Source organism: Caenibacillus caldisaponilyticus, assembly GCF_002003465.1.
Lineage (GTDB): Bacteria > Bacillota > Bacilli > Bacillales > Sporolactobacillaceae > Caenibacillus > Caenibacillus caldisaponilyticus.
Window position 1 is genome coordinate 1 of the sequence record NZ_BDDQ01000050.1, and the last position, 22,196, is coordinate 22,196.

A 22,196-nucleotide genomic window follows, 5' to 3' on the forward strand; every position below is an offset into this window, starting at 1 on the left:
GCCTCGTAGGCGCCGTGTTGATCGAAATGGACGAAAAATGGATATCGGGACGCAAATACCTGGATATGTCCGACTATTGGCAGTGGCGGAAAACGAAAAGTCAAGAAGTTCAAACGATGAACGAGGAAGTTTCCACGATCAAGAAAGTGGGATAATGACTTTGTCGTGTCAAGGGGAACGTGGAATACCGCAGCGAAGCGAGGATATGCCGCGAAAGCGCCTTGACACGCCTGTTCATTGACAACATGATTGTTTGTCCGGCAAGTCTCCCTGCCGGTCGCCTTGCCGGACTTACCTGCCATCCATCAAGTCATCAGGTCCATGTTTCTATCAAAGGGAAATTTACACAATAAAATGGACTTGACCATCGTTGGGCGGGATGGTAAAAATCCGTTTGTTGCGAGTTTATGTACATGGTTTAATAGATCTTTTCATCACTGGAATCAGTTTTATTAATTTTACCATTTTACCGTCTATTCTTTAATAACAATTTTCCCCTTTGATAAGGAAATATTCAAACAGACCATTTATGTTGTCCAACGGAACCATTCATGAATCCGTTCAGTTTAAATAGAACCAATATTCTCTTATTCAAAAGTAATCCGGTTAAATTTTCTGAACCAACTGGTTGCCTTCATCTTCACAAATAAACAACTTACGTATGCTGTTCTCTAAGTTCTCTTGAACGGTTCATTACGGCTTCTGCAAGCACATAATAATCCGATATTTTAAATTCATTTAAAAACAGTTACCCATCTATGTAACATGGAAGAAGAGATGCGAAATTGATCCATGATTTCACGCTTAGTCCATCCCTCATACAAATATTTCTTCACCACGTCTAATTTATATTCTTTACTGTAAGTTTTTCTGATATTGCCCATAAAAATATCCCCTCCATAGTAGACGGTACATCCCTTTCTTTTTTCTGTCTACTATAAGGGGATAATATCACTCTTCAAGTCCTTTTTACCGCGAAAATTCTCTTTAAAAATCGTTTGTCCATCGCTTGAAGACTGGGTTGATTTTGATATAAAAAACACCTGCCGGTTACTTTTACCTTCACTGATTGCGAAAGAATTTTTGTACTCACTTATATATTAAAAACACTTTACAACTTCTTGCCCATCACCATTCGATTGTGATGCACGGCATATCCGTTTTTTCGATAAAAGCTTTCGGCGGGCCCGCCATGGGAAGTCAAGAGATAAAGGCTCTTGACGTTGTTCTTCCTTAATTGTTCCTCTAAAAACCGGAGAAGTTGGGATCCATAACCTTTCCCTTGAATGGCATTATTGATGCATAACTCCGCTAAATAAAACGCCGGGCCTTGATCAGTGACTTTACGGTGGCCGGCGATAAAACCAATCGGCGTGCCATGGTTTTCCCAAAAAAACCCCATGAAATGAGGCGTATGCATCAGATCCGCAAGCCTTTCTTTGGCCGTTTCAGGCGTCCAGCTTTCATTCCAAGGCTCGCTATTAAATACTTTCATATAAAGTTCAACGCATGGCTCCAAATGTTCTGTGGACATGGGCACGATGGATTCTGCCATGCCAAAATGCCTCCTTTATGTCATGCATCCACGATTCTGTCTTTGCTGTTGGCGGTGATGATCTGGCCCGCGCCTAAAAGCAACATGCCGCAAACCAATACGGCGGTGGCGAAGATCAGGGAAGAATGATAGTTTCCCGACTTGGCAATCAAAACCCCTGCAACGGCAGGGCCGATCATTTGACCGATGCCATACACGCCGGTCAAATAGCCGATGGCTTGACTGCTTTGATGCGGCGCCAGATTGCGCCCCTCTGAGACGGTCAACGTCGTGATGCCCATGAATGTGGCCCCGAATAATAAGGCTCCGATTAAAGCGCCATAAGAATTAAAAAAGAAGATAGGAAGGATCACACCGACGATTTGGGTGAAAAAAGCGAGCTGCAAAGCCACAAGATGACGAAATGTTTTCGCGGCCAAGGCCCACACGATGCAAGATGGAATCGCCGCAACGCCGACAAACACCCAACTTAAAGCTGGATGATGTCCTAAAGAAGGGATTTTCTGGACGAGAGCCACCAAAAACGTGGCGCTCACGCTATACCCCATTCCTTCACAGCCGTAGGAAGCGATCAGCCACGGCAACATCCTTTGTTTCCGAGCGTTCCGGGGACGGGGTGATGAAGGCGATGGTTTGCCGGGTGACGCATGCTCTTTTAACCACAAGAATGGGAATATCCCTATAAATAGCGAAAGGAGGCCTAATCCGATCCAAGCCCCGCGCCAACTAAAATGGTGCTCCAAAACGGGAACGATAAGCCCCGTGAGGAATATCCCGATTCCAACTCCGCTGTAATACACGCCTGACCAAAGCGATGGCTTGGCGGCGGCGAGAACATCCAATACCATGCTTGAAGCAAGCACAAAGACGATCCCGCTTGTTAAACCGGAAATAAAGCGATAGAAACACCAAAGCCAGTCGTGCTCGGTCAAGCCCATGGCCAGCGTGGCCAAGATGTTGAGGACGAGAAAACTCCTTAAATAAAAGGTTTTGCCGTTCTTCCATTTGGAAAATCCTGCCCCCAAAGCGCCCAGCAAGTACCCGAGGTAATTGACCGAGGCGAGGAAGCCGGCCATCACATCGCTCAGGCGCACGGCTTTTTGAAAGTCCGGCAAAATCGGCGTGTAGGCGAACCGCCCGATCCCCATGACGACAATTAAAGCCGCCATGCCTCCCATAACCACGTTGATCGGCGATGATTTGTTGATCATAAGCCCCCCACCTAAAATTTCTTTTAGCTTTATCATACTGTTGATCTGATATTTGTTAATAATGATAAAAAACTATGGTTCATATTTAAAAAAACGATATCTGAAAAAGGGGAAAGCCGAATGGATATCGAGGATTTAAACGTGTTTCGGGTGGTAGCGAAACACGGGAATATTTCCAAAGCCGCTGAAGAGCTGAATTTTGTTCAATCGAGCGTCACATCCAAGATCCAAAAGTTGGAGGCCCATTTTCAAACCCCGTTGTTTCACCGGCACCGCTATGGCGTTTCATTGACGGCTGCGGGAAAAACGCTCCTCACGTACGCCGAGAACATCTTGCATTGCTTTGCGGAAGCCGAAAAGGCCATCATCTACTCCGGCACTCCCAAGGGGCCATTAGCCATCGGTTCCATGGAAACCACCGCGGCTGTCCGGCTGCCTTTGCCTTTATATTTCTTCAGCATGAATTATCCCGACGTCGATATATCATTAAAGACGGGGCCGACGGATGAACTCGTCGCATCGGTCCTTGCCTATGAAATCGATGGCGCCTTTGTCGCCGGACCGGTGCATCATAAAGAGCTCTCACAACAAGCCGTTTTTGAGGAAGAATTGGTGCTTGTTGCCCAGAAGAAGGGAGCGGCCGTAAACGATCGGCCAGATCTGAGCCGAAGCAGTTTATTGGTGTTTAAACAAGGGTGCACGTATCGAAAAAGATTGGAAGAATGGCTTCGTTCCGAAAAAATCATGCCCCACAAGATCATGGAGTTCGGTTCGTTGGATGCCATTTTAGGATGCGTCCATGCGGGATTGGGTATTACCCTGTTGCCCAAAAGCGTCGTCGATCGTTTTCAAGATCGCTATGCATTGGCCTGTTATGAAATACCTGAACAATTTGCGAAAGTCACGACTTTTTTCATTCAACGCAAAAACGCCGCCGCGACGCCCGCCATGCAAAAATTTCTGGAAACCGTGAAGGATGGTGCGGCCATGCGCCGTGCCGGATAAGCGGATATGTCATAGACGCAAGTTTTTGGAAGCCGGCGATGAGAAAGCGGCGCGAGCCCGTGCCGCTTTTTCTTTTCTCTTCATCGAAACCGGTTAATGCGGAAGCAGGCCGCTTTATCGGCCCGCCGATTTTCCCCGCTCGCCATTTCACCGCTTAACCTTCTTTAACGCCTGAGTAGATCGCATGGTTTTTGCCGAAAATAAAGACTTCTTTTTCCTTCGTGAAACCGATCTTCTCGGCCACGCGAATGGATGGCGCATTTTTCGGATCAATAATGCTGATCAGCTTATTTAAACCCAATTGATTAAACCCGTATGCCTTGCACGCCTTGGCCGCTTCCGTTGCGTACCCTTTCGACCAGTATTGTTTATTTATATGGTAACCGATCTCCACTTCGATCCGATCATCGACCATTTGTTTTACAAGACCGCAATCCCCTATGCATTCATTCGTTTCCTTCAAACAAACCGCCCATAAGCCAAAACCGTCTTTCCGATATCGCTCTTGATTCCGTTTTATCCAGTCACGGGTTTTCTGAAGGCTAAATGGGGCCGGATAATACTTCATGGTTTCCGGATCGGAAAAAATGCGATGCAGCGGGTCAAGATCTGCCTCTTCATACTCTCTTAAGATCAATCGCTCGGTTTCAATAACAAACATTACCACGCCTCCTTCCCCATTGGTGTCATCTCATTTTTAAATTAGATGTAAGACGAACAAAAGGCTGTTTCTTTCTGTCCCGTTCACCCACCATAAAATGCGCCTCGCCGCGAAAGATGGAAGCCCATTCGTTCTTCCGCGGAAGTTATTAAACTAATAGATTGCCTTCAAAGAGGATGACCGCTTTTCCTGACAACAAAACGATGTCATCCAAAACCTTGACTTTCAATATTCCCCCTCTTTCCGAAGCCTGGTACGCAGTCAAATCGCTTTTCTTCAACTTCCTTTTCCAATATGGACCTAAGCAGCAATGGGCTGAACCGGTGACATAATCCTCATCGAGACCTTGAGCCGGCGAAAAGAAACGGGAAATAAAGTCATATTTTGTTGAATTCGAACGGCTCGTCACGATCACGCCCCGGACCGGCAATTTTGCAATCAGGTTGATCGTGGGTTTTAAGTTTTTTACCGTGTCTTCTGATTTTACTTCAACTAAATAATCGAGTTGGCTTTTTCCAACATAAGCAGGCTCAACGCCTAAAGCTTCCATCAGTAAATCAGGAGCAACGGTCGCCTCCTGGTGAATGGAAGGAAACTCCAATTGAACCCATCCATCGACCAACCGGGATTTGAGAACACCGCTTTTGGTATGGTAGACGATGGCCTTCTCCCTGTCAACATATCCTTTTTCCCACAAAAAAAACGAACTGGCCAGCGTTCCGTGTCCGCAAATCGGGATTTCGGACAAAGGGGTGAACCAGCGCAAATGGTATTCATTTTTAAAGCCCGTTATAAACGCCGTCACCGGCACATTGATTTCTTTCGCAACACTCTGCATCCAACGATGATCTTTTTCCTCGCTTAACAAACAGACGGCGGCAGGATTGCCCTTAAAGGCTTGATCCGTAAAAGTGTTTAAAATGGAAAAATGCATTTTACTCCCCCCTTAAGCCACATTTTTCGCATTGATGATGATTGCCTGAGTACTTCATAAATCGCTAATCGTATTCCGGCCCTTTAGACAGCTATGAAGTACGCTTCATTACAAATGATGAAAACAAATTCATCCTCCGGGAAACTAAACGAACGGGTTGGTCTCATCAAGAACAAGGGAAATAAGTTATTTATGTATATTTGTTAAGGGAAGTACCAACTTTAAACAAATAGGAGCAGTAATTATTTACATACTTTCTATTCTCACTAAAAGAAATTTAAACTTTCCATAACGCTCCCCATCGAAATCGGAAAAATCATTCCACTCCAACCGATATGTACCTAAAATATTTAAAGCAGATTCTCTTCCTTTCTTTGTCCCTTCCCCGGTATTTGGCCCCCAATCCAACTTCCCTTGAAGAACTCGCCCTTCATGAATGCGAAAATGGATATCATTAGGTATTTTGTTCCGTTTTACGGCAGGACGCCATAATGAGCTTTCATTTGCTAATAAAAGGGCATAGCCGTTCAAATTTGCTTGATTTGCAACCACTTTTTCCAAACGCGTGATATCTTTTATAAAGTCGTACCTAGCTAAATCCAATGCATCATGACTCTTTAATTCAAACTTTTCTCCATCAACATCTACATGTATTTTTTTCGTAATATACTTGAGTTCAATAGCTGTATAGTAATGGTTATTTGAAACCCATAAATCCAGGTACATTCTGTCATTGACAAATGGGGGATTATATTCGAGTCTAATTTGACAGTTCGGATATTTAAGATGGATTTCCCACGCCAGAGCATGTTGGAAATCTGCCTCCGAATGAAAAATCGGCCGTTTGCTTGATAGTTCCCTCATGACGTTATGAATATCAATCAATACAATCCTCTCCCGCTATCATGCCAAGGAATTTAGACGCGAAAATTGGTTAAAGCCCTCAAATCCTTATTAGGAAAAAATGAAATACGAACGCATCCCTAAATGGTAATAAAAATTGGATGAGACGATCGCCGATTCTGCAATCCGGTTTGTAAAATTGACCGCCGACGTCAGGTGAAATCAACATTCATTCATAGCCTTTTAACCGCCTGATGTATTTCCTCAGCTCATTTGAACGCGTTACATTCAAAATATTCAACGCGATATTCTGTTATCCCCCTCCTGCCAATACGATCGGACAAATCCCTAGCATACATTTGTAATATACAATATTTTCATGAACCTACGACAGATGCTTCTTGATTGACAAACCGACACTTTAGTTCTAAAGTATAGGAAACCTTGGAAGGGGGCATGAGATTGGCGCAACCAAACGGCGAAAAGACGCAACACATGAAAGGCGTTCAGAAAACCGGGCTTTTGATTTGGTTTCGTTTGGCCCGCGTCTACAACCACCAATTGCGAAAATCTGCGGATCATCTAAAAAAGTGGCATTTGAGCGTTTCCCAATTCGACGTTTTAGCGCAAATCGGTTCCAAAGAAGGGCTCACACAAAAACAACTCGCTGACCGCCTTTTCGTCACCCAAGGCAATATCACGCAGCTCCTCGATAAAATGGCGGCACAAGGCTTGATCGCTAAAACGAAAGAAGGGCGGTGCAATTACCTTTTTCTCACCCCTAAAGGACGGGAATTATACTTAGAAGTCGTCCCGAAACAGGAACAATTCCAGTCTGAACAATTTGATGCGCTCACAGATGACGAGAAACACCAATTGCTCAAACTGCTCAGGAAGCTCGATCGTCAAAAATAAACGATTTAGGAGGAAAACAGGATGGAATTAAAAGGCATCCATCACGTCTCGGCGATCACCGCAAACGCCGAAAAAAACGTCCATTTTTACACCAAGACGCTCGGTTTGCGGTTGGTCAAAAAAACGGTGAACCAAGATGATACGTCTTCCTATCACCTTTTTTATGGGGATGAAATGGGAAACCCCGGAACCGAACTCACGTTTTTTGATATACCGTTTGCCGCACGCACATACCCCGGCGTAAGCAGTATTTCAAATCTTTCTTTGCGCGTCCCGTCCGATCGCGCTCTCGAATATTGGCAAATGCGTTTCGAAGACTTGGGCGTCGAGCATGATCCGATCCAAGTACGCGCAGGCAGAAAAACCTTGCCATTTCGGGATTTTGAAGGCACCCGCTTCGTCCTTGTTTCCGATGAAGGCGTGCAAGGCGTTGCTGGCGGGCGCCCATGGGCGAAAAGCCCCGTCCCCTTTGAATACGGGATTCGCGGCTTAGGGCCGGTGACCTTAACCGTCCGCCATGCGGAGAAAACGGCCCGCGTGCTGACGGATATCCTCGGTTTTCGCGAAGAAGGCCATTATGCCTCATATGTTGAAGGGCAACCGGATATTCTAGTTTTTGCAACGGGTGAAGGCGGTACGGGAGCTGAAGTGCATATCGAAGAACGCCATGATCTCCCTCCGGAACGCCTGGGCCGCGGCGGCGTGCACCACGTCGCTTTTCGGGTCCCTAACGAGGAAGAATACCTTGCATGGCACGATCGCTTGGAAAGCGCGGGATTCCGTACGTCCGGCCTGGTGGATCGCTATTATTTCAAATCGATTTACTTCCGCGAGGCGAACGGCATTTTATTTGAACTGGCGACCGACGGCCCGGGTTTTGCCACGGACGAAGACCCGGAACATCTCGGCGAAACATTGGCGCTTCCGCCCTTTTTAGAGCCGCTACGCGCAAGCATTGAAGCGAAATTAAAACCGCTGGATACGTCCAATTTATACGGATGAAAACGCGCGCAGAACAGCTCCGAAAGAATCGCAAAGAGTCGTCGCTCGCCCTGTTCCGGCAGCGGCGGGAAATTGAACGACCATTAAAGAAATTTTAGCGGCTTTCACGGCTTGGCGGGCAAAAACTCCTTTAGTGCAGCAGGCTTTTCGCCGGCGGGTAAAGAAGCATGACTCACCAAAAGAGGGACGGCCTCGATTTATCAAGGCCGTTCCGCTTTTTATTTATGAGGCCCTAAAAAATTTACTCAGGTTTAATTAGGGATTGAACTTCTCTTGATCCAGCTGCATCCGCCGATGTTTTTTGTCATCGACTCTTGCCCTTGCCACTCTCCTTTGTACCGCTCTGAAAAGGAGCGCTAGAAACCAGGCCGTCTCCGATCGGGGAATACGGATCATTGGTTCAGCGATCAGTCTCATAATTAAGCCTGGCGGCGGAGATGGCGAACCCATGATATTAATGGATGGATGGAGCCTTTTCATTTGAGGAGGAAATAGTACCCCGCAAAAATTCTTTAATCTTTTCTATACAACGCTCATCCGCCCAATGAACATAATGATGGCTATTGATCGCGCAAAGCGACAATCCGTCTCTCTTTTTTAATCTAAGAATCGCCTTTTTCGTTTTATGCGCTTCCTTCGGATCCACACGCTCATACGAGGCATAAATCAAAAGACACGGGACGGACAAACGGTTGAGCAGCTTAGGCAAATTTAAACGATAATAGCCGAACATCAACCGAAGACCCTCTTTAGTAATCTCCACATTTTCCTCGAAAGCCCTTTTTATGTAATCGGTTGCTTTCAAACCGTATTTTTCACAAAAAACCTTTACTTGCTTCTCAATGTTTGCTTCAGGGGCTTCACCGTCGGATGACAGCAAAAACCTTTCAATCCTTTTCACGAATGAATGGCCCCATATATATTCCAGTCCATTGATCAGCGGCGCCGCATACCCTAAAGGTCCAAATTCGCTTGTGGGAAAACGCGGAATGCGCTTATGCCCTTGATCCAATAACACCAACTTTTCAACATGATTCGGAAAGAGAGAGGCAAAACACAAGGCCAGCCCGCCGCCCATCGAATGCCCAACGAGCGTGACCTTCTCCATTTCATTCCTCTCAATGTATGCCTTCACCCATGCGGCGATCTTGCTTAAAGTGACTCTCCCTTTAATCCCTTCACTTCTGCCCATTCCCGGCAAGTCCAATAGATGGCATTCATAATGATCGGCCAAGGCTTCCGCAATATTTAACCCTTCTAGCCCCGAGAAACCGCCGGCTGGAAGAAAAATCAAGGGCCTGCCCTTCCCGACAATGACCGCATGATACTTTCCCAATGGATCGTCACCGCCCCATTTCTTGTTTTCCGAATCGTCGAGGATACGCTTGACCTTACTGATAAGCGAAAAATAACTGATTAATAATATATTAGCAAAAAATCGCTCTTGGGTGGGAATCCGCTCTTCTGAAAATGAATCAACAAAGGACGGGGCAATATTCCCCTAAAATGATGGCTTAAAGATGATTGTCGGCGTTTAACCAAAGAAGAATCAGAAGGCTTTGACAAGAATCGAAGAAGCGCACCGAACTCGCTTCAAGACCCAAAATCGGGGTTTAACCCGAACGACGGCAAAAGAACGGGGTCCACAGTAAATAGCGTGTGCCCCCCTTCTTTTTGGCCGTGAAAAAAGGCACCGCAACCAGCGCGTGCCCCTTTTAACGGTCTATGGCGACCTACCTCTTGTTCCTGGTGAATATCCAATTAAAGTATCCGGCGTGCTTGATTTCATCGGTCATGATTTCAAACAGCAAATTTTTATACATGGGAGAGATGCGAAGGTAAAGGTCGCGATATTTTTCAAATGCCATCAGCTCGCCCAATATGGCTTTTTCAACACCTTCAAGATAGCTCCGGGGCCGGTTCTCCGTAACTTGGTTCGACGCAGGCGGCTGATAACCGGTCGATTTCACATACATTTGCCGGAACATGATTGCGTGTTTCCGTTCATCATCGCGAATTTTGGCAATGATTTGCCGTTCGAGCGAAGTGGGAGCGAGCGCCGCCAAAGCGTCATAGAATCGCGCATCTTCCTGTTCATCCGCGATGCTCTCTTGAATGGCGCGCAGCATCGCGTCTTGACCATACATGCCCATGTCAGCGGGCATGGTGCTGGCATATTGGCCGTAATCCATGCCAAACCCTCCTGCGGATAAAGTCTCTTCCATGGCAGGATATTCATCACAGCGGCAAACGGAAACACCTCAAACATCATTTTTGTAAAAAATATAAATTAACAGAAATAAAAAGGCATAAAATCCGTACAACATGGCTGATCACACTCGTTTTCTTGCCAAATCATTAAACGTTTCAACGCGCAAAGATTTCATGATCAAAACGGCACCGCCACAACGGGGACCTTGGACGATCGGTCACCCCTTTAGAGTTGAGACAGCATAAGCCGTGTGGCCGCGCTTTTCTACATCAAATCGAATCCTCATATGAGATCGTGCCGGCGATCGTTTTCGGCAGAGGCAATCCACCGCGCAGCCATTCTTTAAAAGAAAAGATTCGCGGCGTGCTGTTTTGGCCGACGCCGATGATGACGGTCAAATCTTTCGGCGAATAGACGACCGTGTGCAAAGTGCCGAAATACTCTCTGTAACGATGGAAGAACAACGGGGAAGCTTCGTTATTGAATCGCTGAAAAAGGGCCAACGGATCCAAGCTTTCCTCCGATAAGCTTTGCAAATATTGCTTGCGGGCCACGGAACCTTGGATATTCGTCCGATTTTTCCTCTTCAGCTCTTCGGCCTCAAAATGATTGGTGCATCGCAGCGGTGCACTGCGTTGGATGACTTGTTGCTCCGGCGAGGCCTCGACCACGGCGCGATTCCCGTTCGCATCCAGCATGGAATAATTGTAACAATAGCCGTGCGGCACTTGAGCGATGAATGCAACCGCTTCTTCCGTGGTGGCGCACTGGTCGAGCAACATGCGGACGATGATCGTGGCCAAAAACCCTTCTTGGCGGTGCCCGTCATTCACAAAATGCAAGCCGATGACCAAGCCCTTTTCGTTCATACCATCAAGCCGACCGACAAGATGTTGGCTAAAACCGACGCTCGCATACCCTTCCTTGTTCTTGGGCCGGATCCATACGAGCCTGGAGTCGTATAATTCAGGGCTAAAATCATAATTCCGGACATAATAGGCGTCATTGGCGAATGCCGTACACCCCATCTCATGAAACAAGACGTCATAACCGCTATAGCTTGCCAAAACTTCCTCGAGCGGCCGATCCAACCCTTTGGCCAAGCCTTTTAACTCGTTGAATAAATGCGATGAGAACTTTTCCAAAAGATTTGCTGCTCTGTGATACGGGAAGTCTCGTCTCCTAGGCCGATTTAACCCATTCCCGTCTGCAATTATTGTTGATGTTAACCGGCGTCCCTGCTCCAAACCGATTTGAAAACGGCTGCCTTTCAACTCGACCACGTCCACTACAAGTCTCTCCCGGCGTGCCAAAAAAATCCCTCCCTTTCCATGTTTCCGATATGAGCGACCGGCATGATCAAATCCACATCTTTAAAGCGTTCTCCGCGATACCATTCCATGATGGGTCCGGCCGGAATGAACTGATGATCGATCGCGTAATTCATCAATTGCACGTAGCCTTTTCGTATTTCCGTGATCGGTGAGGTGTACGGCAAAGCGATGCAGAGACAGGCCGGCAGCGTCTCAATGGCGGCGCCTTTGGATAAACCTTCTAAGTCCGCATCATCCGCGACGCCAAAACCGGTTTGCGCCCTGATGGTTTCCCTGCCGGATAAGTACCTGAAGTAGCCGCTGTGAATGCGAATAGCCAAACGGTCGAGCTCCTTTTTTCTTTGTTCGAAGTGCTGCCCGAATCGGCCGGGCTGCGCTTCGGCAACAAACCAAACCACCTTCTCCGCTTTCTTTTCCAACAGGTACACTCGGTCGTCTTTTTGGTAACCTTCCAGAAAACGCAAGCCGATTTCTAAAAGGCGGCGTTTTTCCCGCAATGTTTTCAGCCAATGGTCAATCATTTTCCGGCGGGCGGTTTCGCCTTCTTCCAAGAATCGTTGAATATCCCTTATGGACACACCGGCCAGGCGCAGGCCGGAAATCATTTTCGCCGTTGTGATTTGACCCTCCGAATAAAGCCGGTAACCGTTTTCCTTTCGGATCGGCCGCAGCAACTGCACGGATTCGTAATATCTCAAGGCGCTTTTGGCTATCCCGGTTCTTTCGGAAAACGTTTGAATCGTCATGAGCTCCTCTCCATGGCGGCACCTCCCTACAAGAAAAACTACACCTTAAAGCCGCTTGAAGGTCAAGAAGCGTTTTCAAATGAAGGAGGGTTGTTTGCGGTTTCGGACTGTTTTCAGCCACTCATCCATGCGTCGCTTGGCGTTCGTCTCATTCTATCCAATCGTAAAATGCAATCACGGTAAAACGGGGCCAAAACGTTGGCTTCTCCGAAGATGAAAAAAAGGGGCGTGCAACCGATCATCACGCCTCCATGGAGAACGCCAAAAGCATCTTTGCGGCATTCATGTCCAGTCCTTTGTATCAGTCGAACTTCACTCCTTGGCTAAAAATAGAGCGCCGGACTGATCGCGGATATTCATCCCCGCTGCATGGTTGAATCCCATTCAGCGAGTTGGAATCCCCATCTAAAATCTGAACCTTATCGTCAAATAGGAGACAAGAAGCACTAAAACATAAAACGTTGCGCTCATGAAAATGGTGTAGACGGTGAGCGATAAATAAAAGGCGAAAACAAGATGGCAAACCACCAAAGCGATTGCTGTCCCGAGGAGAATAGCGGCGCCGGCCCAAATGGCCATTTCCATGAGATACAACTTTACAATATCCTTAACCGCCCACCCAATTGAAATGAAGTTCCGCGTCTCGGTGCTCCGGACCTTCAGCAACGTCATCTGGCCTTCCATCATCGTGAGCACGGCCAATAAATACGCCCCGAGTATAAAGATGATGTGATAGGTTGAGGCATGGAGGTTGATGTATTGCCCCAAACTCGTTAAGTTCGTTTTCTTGACGGTGGCGACGATGACCAGGAAGGAAAAAGCGGAAACAAAAGTCGTCATTAGAATCTGCACAAAAGGCAGCCGAATGTACGCTTTATAATAATGGAGGTTTTTGCGAAGCAAACGGCTGCTTTTGATTTTGGCGGACGGCTTCCTTTTTCCAAGTTTGAATGGTGAAAACAAGATAATAAAAAGCGTGACCAAAAGGATGGCTGATTGTACCGCCAGAGCTTGGATGATCGAACCGAAAAGGATTTCTCGAATAATCATCGTCACCAGCACACTCAAAACAAAAGCGGCGAACGTCAAAACGACCAATTCAAACTTGGCCTTCTTTTGTATATCCTTTTCTTCCCATCCCAGTTGGGTCAATAATAAATTCTCTTTTTGTTTATCGACTCTCCAAAACGCCAACCTCGTAAACAGGTAAAGGCCCCCAATGATGGCAAAGGATATCATTAACATTACGGCAAGGCCATTCCAAGAATTGTGGATGGTGACGGCCGCTCCAAGTGTCGTCCACGGTTCCAAGACATGACCGGTCCCTTCCACATCGACATCCATTTTTTGATAAGAAGCCCCCGCGACGATATCCACATCAAACCCTAAACTGGCGATTTTACCCGCCACATCCCGAATTTTCTTTTCTGCCGCTTCATTATAATCATGAATGCCGCCCACCCGAATCCTGATCGCGTCGATCGGCTTTTCGCCTTTTATGAGCTGAGCGGCTGCCAATGTCGTGACTCCGCTTGCCGGCGAAGAAACATAACTGCCCGGCAAAATGGTGGGATGGACGGTTTTGCCCGTTTCTTTGGATACCGTGGGCGTTAAACCATAAATGCCCAGCGGACTGGCGGTCAGTTTGTTGATCTTCATTTTCTCGGAGTAGGATCCCACGGGATTAAGGACGAAAGGAACTTTATCGGATTCGCTTCTTGCGACACCCATTTTTTTCGTTTCACGATAAACCGGAATTTGGCCGATCTTTCCGAGCTCACGAACGGCTAACAGCCTCTGAATTGCGTTTTCTATTTCATAGCTGATATCGCTGGTTTTGTAATAGACGGAGGTGTTCCCTGCATCTTGTAATATAGCAACTTCGGTATTCGTTTTAATATGATCATTTTTGTCAATCATTAACGGATTGGATAAAAATGGATCTAAATATTTCGATAAATCAACCGTGTAAGTCCGCTTGTTTCCTGAAACATAATGATCAAAGTCGTTCAACAACTTTTTATAGGTGTCTTCCCCTTGTTTCAATACTTTCGCAAAACGTTGGTCTTCTTTTATCCCATACTTTTGTTTTAAAGCAGAAACGGTCGATGGGTCCGTCCGAAGATCTTCCACCTCAATGTTTGCCGATAAAGGGACGACGGCATCCGTCAATTTCATAACCGGGAAAATCGGAACATTTCCAAATGTGAGCTTATCATAATAAAAAGGGCGATTTTTCGTTTTCAGTTTTTTAAATGAAATGCCCGTCAATTTTTCTTCGCTATCCGGATCTATGGCAACCAATAAATGATAGGTTTGAGGTATTAAAACCGAGGGATTCCTCGTGCTCATAAAGGCGTTGAAAATATGAAAATCCGCAAGTTTGTCAAAGGAATCCGAACTGCTATCTTTGATAAAATAACCCGTCCCCTTCGGGCCAACAGGGTAACGGTGGATGCCATCCGATGTGTAAAACTGGACACGGATTCGCTCGGAACGATCCGGCATGGGCAATACGATGGCTCGCGAGATACCGGTAAAATATCCTAATGAGGCAATCGGCGCGGCGATGTCTACGCCGTCAAGGCTTTTGATTTTTTCGTAATCGCGGATGGATATGCCGCCTTGGCCGATCCCCAAATAGTTTTCTTCAACCAAACCGTATTTCTTTTCTATGTCGTTTCGGCTCCCCGCGGGGCGCACCAAAATGTCATACGTCCCCCGATAATTCTTTTGTATATCTGAATCGATCAGCGTTTGCGTTTTGATCAGCGTTCCGTATAAAAACGGTATCATGGTAAAAATGACGCCAAGGGCTACAATAAACATGGCCGCCAGTTTTTTCCGTCTTAACAAACCGCTTGTCATCAACGGTTTCATCATCTTGGAACCGACTCCCGCAGCACCCCATCCCGCAAGTCATACCGCTTATGCCCGTTTTTCGCCAGTACGGGATCATGGGTCACTAAGAGAATGGTTTTGCCTCTTTTTGAAAGGTCATTGAGAATTTCGACAATGATGTCTCTGTTTCCGGCGTCCAAGTTTCCGGTCGGTTCATCGCAGAGCAAAATCGGCGGGTCGTTGATCAGCGCTCGGGCGATAGCAGTCCTCTGCTTTTCCCCGCCCGAGAGTTGTTCGGGCGTTTGGTTTAAACGATGTTCCAAGCCCAAGTTTTTAAGAATTTGCATCGCTTTTTCCTTTAGTCCATGAGGTTGATACGGAATTAACGGCAGCATCGTATTTTCTAAAACCGTATATTGAGGGAGCAGGCGGAAATCTTGAAAAATATACCCTATATAGTTGCGTCGATACCGTCTTTTCTCTTTTTCGGACAGTTGAGCCAAATCAAATTCTCCGACCGTGATCATACCCGCAGTCGGCGCGTCCATGCCGCCGATCAGATTCAGCAAGGTCGTTTTCCCCGATCCGCTCGGACCTAAAATATTGATCCATTCACCTTTTTCAATGAAAAGGTTGATGTCTCTTAGAGCAATAATTTCATCCTTATTCTGATTAAATTTTTTCGTTATGTTGTGTAACCGGATCATTGTTTTCCTCCAAAATTTGCATAAACTCCTCTAACTTTTTTAGAGGAGTTTATGCAACCCCAAAGTCTTTGAAAAGCCGCTCGTATTAAGGCAGCGAAGCGTCTCGCTAAAATATTTTATGGCGGTGACAAGGAAGAGCATTGAAAAACCCAAACCCACAAACACGGCAGCCAATCCTCTTCCCCCTTTATGAACCTTTCCTCTTTATATCTCTCAAAACCCTTTTAGAAATGGCCTTTCACGTATTTGCTCTGCTTCATCGCGATCCCATAAGCGGCAAGGGTGCACACGATCACGAAGACGATCGGAAGAACAATCGCCAAAGGAACCGGAACCGCCACCGGTTTAACCAATTGAAAATTGCCATAAAAGGAAAACACCTTGTGTCCCAAGACGGCGACCATATTCCGCAAATCATATTTCCCCAAAAAGGGAATGAGGAAATGATAAACGACAAAGAGGATGGCCGGCGCCGAAAAACGTTGAAAGACCACGCCGGCACAAAAACCAAGGGTGGAGAATAAAAAACAAATAAATAGGCTCAGCAAAAATTGCCAGAGCACATGGTGCTCCATCGGCACATTAAGATGAAAGTCGTGAATGGGAATGTTCCCGGAAATCCGACGGTAAAAGAACAGGCCGACGGGATAGGAAAGTGCCAAGGTGACGACGACGACAGCCAAGATGGACAAATAGACGGTCAATTGTTTGGCGAGCAAAAGATGATACCACGCGGTTTGCACGGCTTTTATCCGGTATGTTTTGTATTTAAAGTCATAGGTGGCCACATACAGCCCGTAAATCGTAAATATCAACGGGAAAAAGAAAAAGGACAGCCATTCCAATGTTTGCGTGAGGATTCGGTTCGCCCTCATAATCGTTAAAGCCTTCGAGACATTGTCATAATCATATTTAAGGACATTATCGACAAATTCAATTTCACTTCCGTTTCCATTTTCCTGTTTTTGCACATCTGACGGAGCATGCAAGGCTTTCTCAATATCCATGCCTTGTTTTTCATATTCCGCTCGGCTATGGAGATACTCCTGATAGTTGTTCTCCGCTTGTTTCATCTGAAGATATAAATTCCATACGGAAAGCGCCAAAACGGCGGTGAAGATCAAAAGCAAGGCATAAGAGTAAACGAGATATTTGAATTCCTTTCCGATGTTATTTAATATACTTTTTATAAGCTTCAATCAAATCACCGCCTTCTTCTTTAAAACGCTTCAAATGAATCAAGGATTTTTCTTTCAGTATGAAAAGTTCGTCAATGATGGGTGCATAAAACTCAAATTGATGGCCTGTGGCAATGATCGTCATTTGTTTAGCCCAATTTAACAATGTTTTCCGAAAATCTTCCATTGTATCATAATCCAAACCGTTTGAGGCTTCATCCAAAAATAAATATTTCGGTTTTGAAAGAACGGCCAGAATCAGGCCCAACTTTTTCTTTTGACCATAGGAATAGGTTTTGACTTTGGCTTTTAACACCTCGTCGGGCAGAAACGCATGCGCCGTTTCTTTGATTTGTTCGGTTTTCACGGGTCGGGCCAACAACAATTCAATATTTTTATAACCGCTGAGATTCAGATATAAGGGCACATCATCGTAAAGAATATGGACATCCCGGCGCACATCCTGTAACGGCTTCCCGTCATACCGTATTTCTCCGCGGTAGCTTTCCAGATTGAGCAAACACTTTAGCAGCGTGGTTTTCCCGGCGCCGTTTTCCCCCATAACAAAAGCAATCTTTCCATTCGGTATTTCGAAATGAACGTCCTTGAACACCACATGGTTTCCGTAAGATTTAGTCAGATGTTTCACGGTAATCATCGAAACGGCCCTTTCTCTTAAAAAAGTAAAATTCAAACTTTGCGTGTCCGCATGAAGCGCCCAAAATTCGTGATGTCAGTCCCTCACGCCATCTTCTCCAAGACGGTCGGCTACAATGTTGACGTTGACCCGCCCGATTCTTCAGCAAGGAGGTTTAAAAAATGGAAGTATGGTTGATCCGGCACGGCGAGTCGGAAGGAAACCGCTATCAAGTTCATCAAGGCTGGGGGGACTTCCCGCTCACCGACAAAGGGAGGCGACAAGCGGCGCTGACCCGAGAAGCGCTGCGGTTCGTCCCTTTCGATCTCGTCTATTCCAGCGATCTCCGAAGGGCTTACGAAACGGCGAGGATCATTTTTCCCGATCACGCCATTCAAACGTCCGATTGGTTAAGAGAAACGCATTGCGGCGCGTTATCAGGTTTAACCAAAGAAGAAGCCGTCCGGCGTTTCGGCGCCCTGTATACCGCCAACCCCGATCCGTTCGACTTGCGCCCTTTCGGCGGGGAACACGTAACGGACATGGAAAATCGCCTCAAACATTTCATGGCGCAACTGGAAAGCGCCGCCTACCGCTATGCCCGCATCGCCGTCGTCACGCACGGCGGGCCGCTCAAAGCGGTGACCGCCAGCCTTCTCGGGACGACGTTCACGGCCGTTTGCGACCGGCTCGTCTTTGACAATTGCGGCCTGACCCAATTGAAATTTCATGATTGCCGCTGGCAAATCGTCAGCCTGAACGGCACGATCCACTTAAAAAGTGCCCTGCCCGACCCGTTGAAGGAAGCGGCACGCGCTCGCGAAGGAGAACAAACTTCCTGAGAATGCAGCCGGCTGTCCACCTTAAAGGATGAATATCGCCGAATCCCGGCCGCCAAAAATACGGCCGATGCCCCCGGATCAAATACAGAACAATTCCCGCTCTGTCGAACGTGGAACCGAGGAACGAGCAACTCTTTAAACCAATAGATAAAATTGATGGCGAGCGGGGAAACCGCCCGCATGGACTGAATGGCGTTCACGCGCTTGATCGCTTAATGGCTCTTTTCGTCTTTCTCCCGCTTTTTCATCGCTTCAATGACGGCGTCGACCGCTTGCTTGTAACGGACCCGCTCGTCACGGCCAACGCTTTGATGGCCGTAGCGGACGGTTTCGTAGACGGACCGGATCAACGCCTTCTCCTCTGCGGCAACCGGAAGGCGCGCAAACCATTCGCCGATGGTTTCCCCCGCTCTTCGTCCTTTCTCCCCTTTCCCCAGCTCCGTTTCCATGCGAAAGAGACCATAACGGACGGGATCCTTCGGCGGCCTCGGCTTGCGCCGGCGTCCGGCGGCAATGCCGCGCCCGAGCGGAGCGGCATACGCTTCCCCCGCGAGTTGCCGGCGAAACGCCATGAGGCTTTTTCGCTCGTTCATCAGGTTGCGCACGTAAATGACGAGAAGCGCGATGATGAACAGCAGCAACCCCATTCCTACCCAAGTCAACCAACCGAAGGAATGATGCGGGTTCACGTCCGACCAATGTCGCTCTTTGGGATGGAAATTTCGATTGCGCAACCGTTCCAACTTTCCAGCATCCAGTGAGTCACCGCGCATCGCTTTTATTAGACCGAGCGCGCCCACATAGACATAGTAAATGACGTAAGCCGCTCCTTCCGCCACATAGAGAAATCCCGTGCGCAAGAAGGGCCCGACCAAAGCAAAGAGCACAACGGCCAAGGCGAGCACGGCAAAAGCCAGCGCATACGAGGCCGGGACTTTGCGCCACGCCTTCCCGCTGCGGGCCGCCTGGGCGAAGCGGAGCGCCAAGACGAGCACGGTTTGCATGGCAAACAACAGCATAAACAACGCCGGGTGCAGAAAGGACAGGTCAAAGAAACCGAAAATAAATGCATAAAAGAAAGCCACGCCGGCGGTGATCAAATAGATCGGCCAAAGATTCCGTTCGGTATGGCCGCGAAGCGCCGCCGCCGTCCGCCAAAAGAGCAGAACGGCAGCCGCCAAATCCAAACCGATCGCCACGCCGAGCAGCTTGCCGATGATAAAAGCGGCGACGGCGGCTCCGTAGTACAGCGGCATTTGGCCCGGTTTTGAAAAGAGGAAACCGGCCGCGATGACGGCCGCCATCGCGGCAAAAGGCTCCGCCAGCCGCCACGGCTGCTCCCCTCCGGCAAACGGAACGAGAAACAGAAAAATGACGAGGCCTTCGATGAGGACCGACAAAACACCGATCCAAACGCGGGCTTCATTTCGCAAGTCTATCACCCTCTGTCCACACCGATTGAAGAAAGCCGTCCGGATGAATGCGGTAAACGGCGTGGCCGTTTCGCCGCCACTTCCGGTAAAACCGCTCGGTTTCCGCCATTGAAGTGTGGTTGATCACCATGATCACGCGCGGGCGGTGAAACCCGCGGTCGATTTCCGCCAGCGCGTATGCCGGCCGGGTTTTTATATGATGAAATTGGATCAACGCCAAAAACTCAAGCGATTTGATGGAATGGGCACGGCCGCTCCCCGCGTCCAACCGGACAACGGAGGAACGTCCCATCGGTTTCGTGTTGGCAAACCATTCGACATCGATGTCCCGCTTGGCCGCTTCGGAACAAAGCGTCGCCGCACAAGCGAGTTCTTCTTCCAGATCGATCCGCCCTTGTTTCGTGATCTCGCGGTCCAATAGAATGATGATGCTCCACGTCATGCCGGACGTTTTTTCAAAAAGCTTCGTCTGCAGGCGGCCGGTGCGCGCGCTCGCCTTCCAATGGATGTGCTTGAACGGATCCGAAGGCGCGTATTCCCGCGTTCCGATCGGAGCTGTCAGATCTTGAAAGATCGAGCGTTGCCGTGGATGCGCGCCTTCGATCTGCAAGAACAGCTCCTCGAGTCCGGCCACCGCTTTTCGCTTCGGGTAGACGACGACTTCCTTCCGGAGGAAATCATAGGAAAGCGTCAAGCTCGCCAGCCGCAGCGGGTCGTACAATTTGACGCGCAAGTTTTTCATTTTTGCCAGCCCGCGGGAGACGGCTTTGACCGGAACGGCGAACGCCTCGGTCGCCCCCGCCCCGAGCGCCATCTCAAACTGATAAACGCCGCCGTACCACTGCCTGACTTCTTCGACCGCCACATAATCGTCCATGGAAAACTCGACTGTCGCAAAGACGACCGGCAGTTTTGCCCGATTGGCAAAAATGAGGTGCAAGCGGCCTTGTTCACCTTGGGACAGATAGATTTTTTCCGTCTCGTTCTGAAAAAAGAGACGGCTGCTTAAATAAGTCAAATACCATCGGGGATAAATGCCGAAGACGAGCAGGACGGCGCCTGCAGAAAACCAGAGGACGCTGCCCGATAACAAACTGAAGAGAACGAGCACGGCGCCGATCGCGGAAAAAAGATCGGTCCAGAGCGAGGCGCCGCGGAAGACGGACCACGTCATTTGTCCACGGCTCCCGCTTCCACCGGCGCTTCAATGCGGTCCATGATGCGGTGGATGAGCTGCGCTTTCGTCGTCCGCATTTCCCCTTCCATCGTCAGGACAAGGCGGTGCGAAAGGATAAAGGGCGCGAGCGCCTTGACGTCATCCGGGGTGACGAAATCGCGGTCGTAAAGGTATGCGCGCGCTTGCACGCCGCGCATGAACGCCAGCGTCCCGCGCGGACTGACGCCGGCTTCGACCCACTCGTCTTCGCGCGTGGCGCGCACGATGCGCAACAAATAATCTTCCACATCCTCGGTGATCCGGACGCTTCTCGCCTCCTCCTGCATGCGCAGGATATCCTGAAGGCTGAAAATCGCCTGAACCGTCTCGAGCGGTTCGCCGTTCCGGTAAAGGCGGAGCATGCGCTTTTCCTCCTCATAATCCGGATAGCCGACGGGGATTTGCATGAAAAAGCGGTCCATTTGCGCTTCCGGAAGCGGAAACGTGCCCTGCTGTTCCACGGGGTTTTGCGTGGCGACGACCATGAAAGGCGATTCGATCGGAATCGTCTCGCCTTCGATGGTGACTTGCCGTTCTTCCATGACTTCCAGCAATGCCGCCTGGGTCCGCGGCGTCGCCCGGTTGATTTCGTCGGCGAGCAAGATGTTCGTCAGAATCGGGCCGGGCTTGATTTCAAAGCGCTGTTCCTTCGGATTAAAAAATTGAATGCCGGTGATATCGCTCGGCAACACGTCGGGCGTCAACTGGACTCTTTTAAAAGTTCCCGCCATCGATTTGGCGAGCGCCTTGGCGAGCATCGTCTTGCCGGTTCCCGGAACGTCTTCCAGAAGGACGTGGCCTTTACCGACCAAAGTGATCATGAGCAGCTCGACGATGCGCTCTTTGCCGATGAGGACACGGCCGATATTGCTTTTTAGCTGTTCAAGTTCTTTTTTCACGATAGGCCCCCCCGCGAATCGATAA

The 22,196-nt window shown here is 48.3% G+C and carries 20 protein-coding genes and 1 pseudogene; 5 read left to right on the top strand and 16 right to left on the bottom strand.

Annotated elements, in window-relative coordinates; all coding sequences use genetic code 11:
* Positions 1-155 (top strand): annotated as a pseudogene (locus CCB157_RS18480) (IS256 family transposase); the annotation flags it as partial.
* 956 nt (positions 156-1,111) lie between these two features.
* Here CCB157_RS18480 and CCB157_RS12785 read toward each other — a convergent pair.
* Positions 1,112-1,555 (bottom strand): GNAT family N-acetyltransferase, encoded by a 444-nt coding sequence (locus CCB157_RS12785; protein WP_077616270.1) that lies wholly within the window; start codon positions 1,553-1,555, stop codon positions 1,112-1,114.
* Between the two features lie 20 nt (positions 1,556-1,575).
* Positions 1,576-2,766: a YbfB/YjiJ family MFS transporter gene (locus CCB157_RS12790; RefSeq protein WP_158077312.1), complete on the bottom strand. Its 1,191-nt coding sequence runs from the start codon at positions 2,764-2,766 to the stop codon at positions 1,576-1,578.
* A 120-nt stretch (positions 2,767-2,886) separates the two neighbouring features.
* On the opposite strand from CCB157_RS12790, the gene CCB157_RS12795 reads away from it, so the two are divergent.
* The gene (locus CCB157_RS12795; protein WP_077616272.1) at positions 2,887-3,771 is read left to right on the top strand and encodes a LysR family transcriptional regulator; all 885 of its coding nucleotides are present in this window, start codon (positions 2,887-2,889) and stop codon (positions 3,769-3,771) included.
* A gap of 154 nt (positions 3,772-3,925) precedes the next feature.
* On the opposite strand, the gene CCB157_RS12800 is transcribed toward CCB157_RS12795, so the two are convergent.
* The 3 genes from CCB157_RS12800 to CCB157_RS12810 form a co-directional block, all read right to left on the bottom strand.
* On the bottom strand, positions 3,926-4,432 hold the full coding sequence (locus CCB157_RS12800; RefSeq protein ID WP_077616273.1) for a GNAT family N-acetyltransferase: 507 nt from the start codon (positions 4,430-4,432) through the stop codon (positions 3,926-3,928).
* A gap of 148 nt (positions 4,433-4,580) precedes the next feature.
* On the bottom strand, positions 4,581-5,366 hold the full coding sequence (locus CCB157_RS12805; protein WP_077616274.1) for a PhzF family phenazine biosynthesis protein: 786 nt from the start codon (positions 5,364-5,366) through the stop codon (positions 4,581-4,583).
* Positions 5,367-5,612: 246 nt separating this feature from the next.
* Complete coding sequence (locus tag CCB157_RS12810; protein ID WP_077616275.1) at positions 5,613-6,251, bottom strand: hypothetical protein; 639 nt, start codon at positions 6,249-6,251, stop codon at positions 5,613-5,615.
* A gap of 453 nt (positions 6,252-6,704) precedes the next feature.
* Between CCB157_RS12810 and CCB157_RS12815 the strand changes: the two genes are divergently transcribed.
* Both CCB157_RS12815 and CCB157_RS12820 read left to right on the top strand, forming a co-directional pair.
* A complete protein-coding gene (locus CCB157_RS12815) occupies positions 6,705-7,124 on the top strand; it encodes a MarR family winged helix-turn-helix transcriptional regulator (protein ID WP_077616346.1) in 420 nt (139 codons plus the stop codon).
* Between the two features lie 21 nt (positions 7,125-7,145).
* Positions 7,146-8,126: a ring-cleaving dioxygenase gene (locus CCB157_RS12820; RefSeq protein WP_077616276.1), complete on the top strand. Its 981-nt coding sequence runs from the start codon at positions 7,146-7,148 to the stop codon at positions 8,124-8,126.
* A 454-nt stretch (positions 8,127-8,580) separates the two neighbouring features.
* Here the strand turns inward: CCB157_RS12820 and CCB157_RS12825 are convergent, their stop codons facing one another.
* The 8 genes from CCB157_RS12825 to CCB157_RS12860 all read right to left on the bottom strand — a co-directional run bounded on the left by CCB157_RS12825 (position 8,581) and on the right by CCB157_RS12860 (position 17,802).
* Complete coding sequence (locus CCB157_RS12825) at positions 8,581-9,420, bottom strand: alpha/beta hydrolase (RefSeq protein ID WP_158077313.1); 840 nt, start codon at positions 9,418-9,420, stop codon at positions 8,581-8,583.
* A 439-nt stretch (positions 9,421-9,859) separates the two neighbouring features.
* Positions 9,860-10,318: a ferritin-like domain-containing protein gene (locus tag CCB157_RS12830; RefSeq protein WP_077616278.1), complete on the bottom strand. Its 459-nt coding sequence runs from the start codon at positions 10,316-10,318 to the stop codon at positions 9,860-9,862.
* Between the two features lie 289 nt (positions 10,319-10,607).
* Positions 10,608-11,627 carry a C45 family autoproteolytic acyltransferase/hydrolase gene (locus CCB157_RS12835; protein ID WP_238594709.1) on the bottom strand — a complete coding sequence of 340 codons (1,020 nt, stop codon included), beginning with the start codon at positions 11,625-11,627 and terminating at the stop codon, positions 10,608-10,610.
* Entirely contained in the window at positions 11,627-12,418 is a 792-nt protein-coding gene (locus CCB157_RS12840; RefSeq protein WP_077616280.1) for a MerR family transcriptional regulator, read from the bottom strand. Before CCB157_RS12840 ends, CCB157_RS12835 begins: the two co-directional genes overlap by 1 nt.
* 405 nt (positions 12,419-12,823) lie before the next feature.
* Positions 12,824-15,301, bottom strand: a complete 2,478-nt coding sequence (locus CCB157_RS12845) for a hypothetical protein (protein WP_077616281.1) — start codon at positions 15,299-15,301, stop codon at positions 12,824-12,826.
* Positions 15,298-15,966, bottom strand: a complete 669-nt coding sequence (locus CCB157_RS12850) for an ABC transporter ATP-binding protein (RefSeq protein ID WP_077616282.1) — start codon at positions 15,964-15,966, stop codon at positions 15,298-15,300. The genes CCB157_RS12845 and CCB157_RS12850 overlap by 4 nt, the downstream gene beginning before the upstream one ends.
* A 224-nt stretch (positions 15,967-16,190) precedes the next feature.
* Positions 16,191-17,165, bottom strand: coding sequence for an ABC-2 transporter permease family protein (locus tag CCB157_RS12855; RefSeq protein ID WP_077616283.1), 975 nt, complete (start codon positions 17,163-17,165; stop codon positions 16,191-16,193).
* Complete coding sequence (locus CCB157_RS12860; RefSeq protein ID WP_077616284.1) at positions 17,137-17,802, bottom strand: ATP-binding cassette domain-containing protein; 666 nt, start codon at positions 17,800-17,802, stop codon at positions 17,137-17,139. The genes CCB157_RS12855 and CCB157_RS12860 overlap by 29 nt, the downstream gene beginning before the upstream one ends.
* Before the next feature lie 161 nt (positions 17,803-17,963).
* Here CCB157_RS12860 and CCB157_RS12865 point away from each other — a divergent pair, with 161 nt between their 5' ends.
* Positions 17,964-18,623 carry a histidine phosphatase family protein gene (locus CCB157_RS12865; protein ID WP_077616285.1) on the top strand — a complete coding sequence of 220 codons (660 nt, stop codon included), beginning with the start codon at positions 17,964-17,966 and terminating at the stop codon, positions 18,621-18,623.
* A 212-nt stretch (positions 18,624-18,835) separates the two neighbouring features.
* Here the strand turns inward: CCB157_RS12865 and CCB157_RS12870 are convergent, their stop codons facing one another.
* From CCB157_RS12870 to CCB157_RS12880, 3 genes are read right to left on the bottom strand one after another with little or no spacing between them, the layout of a single operon-like run.
* Positions 18,836-20,056: a DUF4129 domain-containing protein gene (locus tag CCB157_RS12870; protein ID WP_077616286.1), complete on the bottom strand. Its 1,221-nt coding sequence runs from the start codon at positions 20,054-20,056 to the stop codon at positions 18,836-18,838.
* Positions 20,046-21,230: a DUF58 domain-containing protein gene (locus CCB157_RS12875; protein WP_077616287.1), complete on the bottom strand. Its 1,185-nt coding sequence runs from the start codon at positions 21,228-21,230 to the stop codon at positions 20,046-20,048. The genes CCB157_RS12870 and CCB157_RS12875 overlap by 11 nt, the downstream gene beginning before the upstream one ends.
* Positions 21,227-22,171, bottom strand: coding sequence for an AAA family ATPase (locus CCB157_RS12880; RefSeq protein ID WP_077616288.1), 945 nt, complete (start codon positions 22,169-22,171; stop codon positions 21,227-21,229). The genes CCB157_RS12875 and CCB157_RS12880 overlap by 4 nt, the downstream gene beginning before the upstream one ends.
* Positions 22,172-22,196 lie beyond the last annotated feature (25 nt).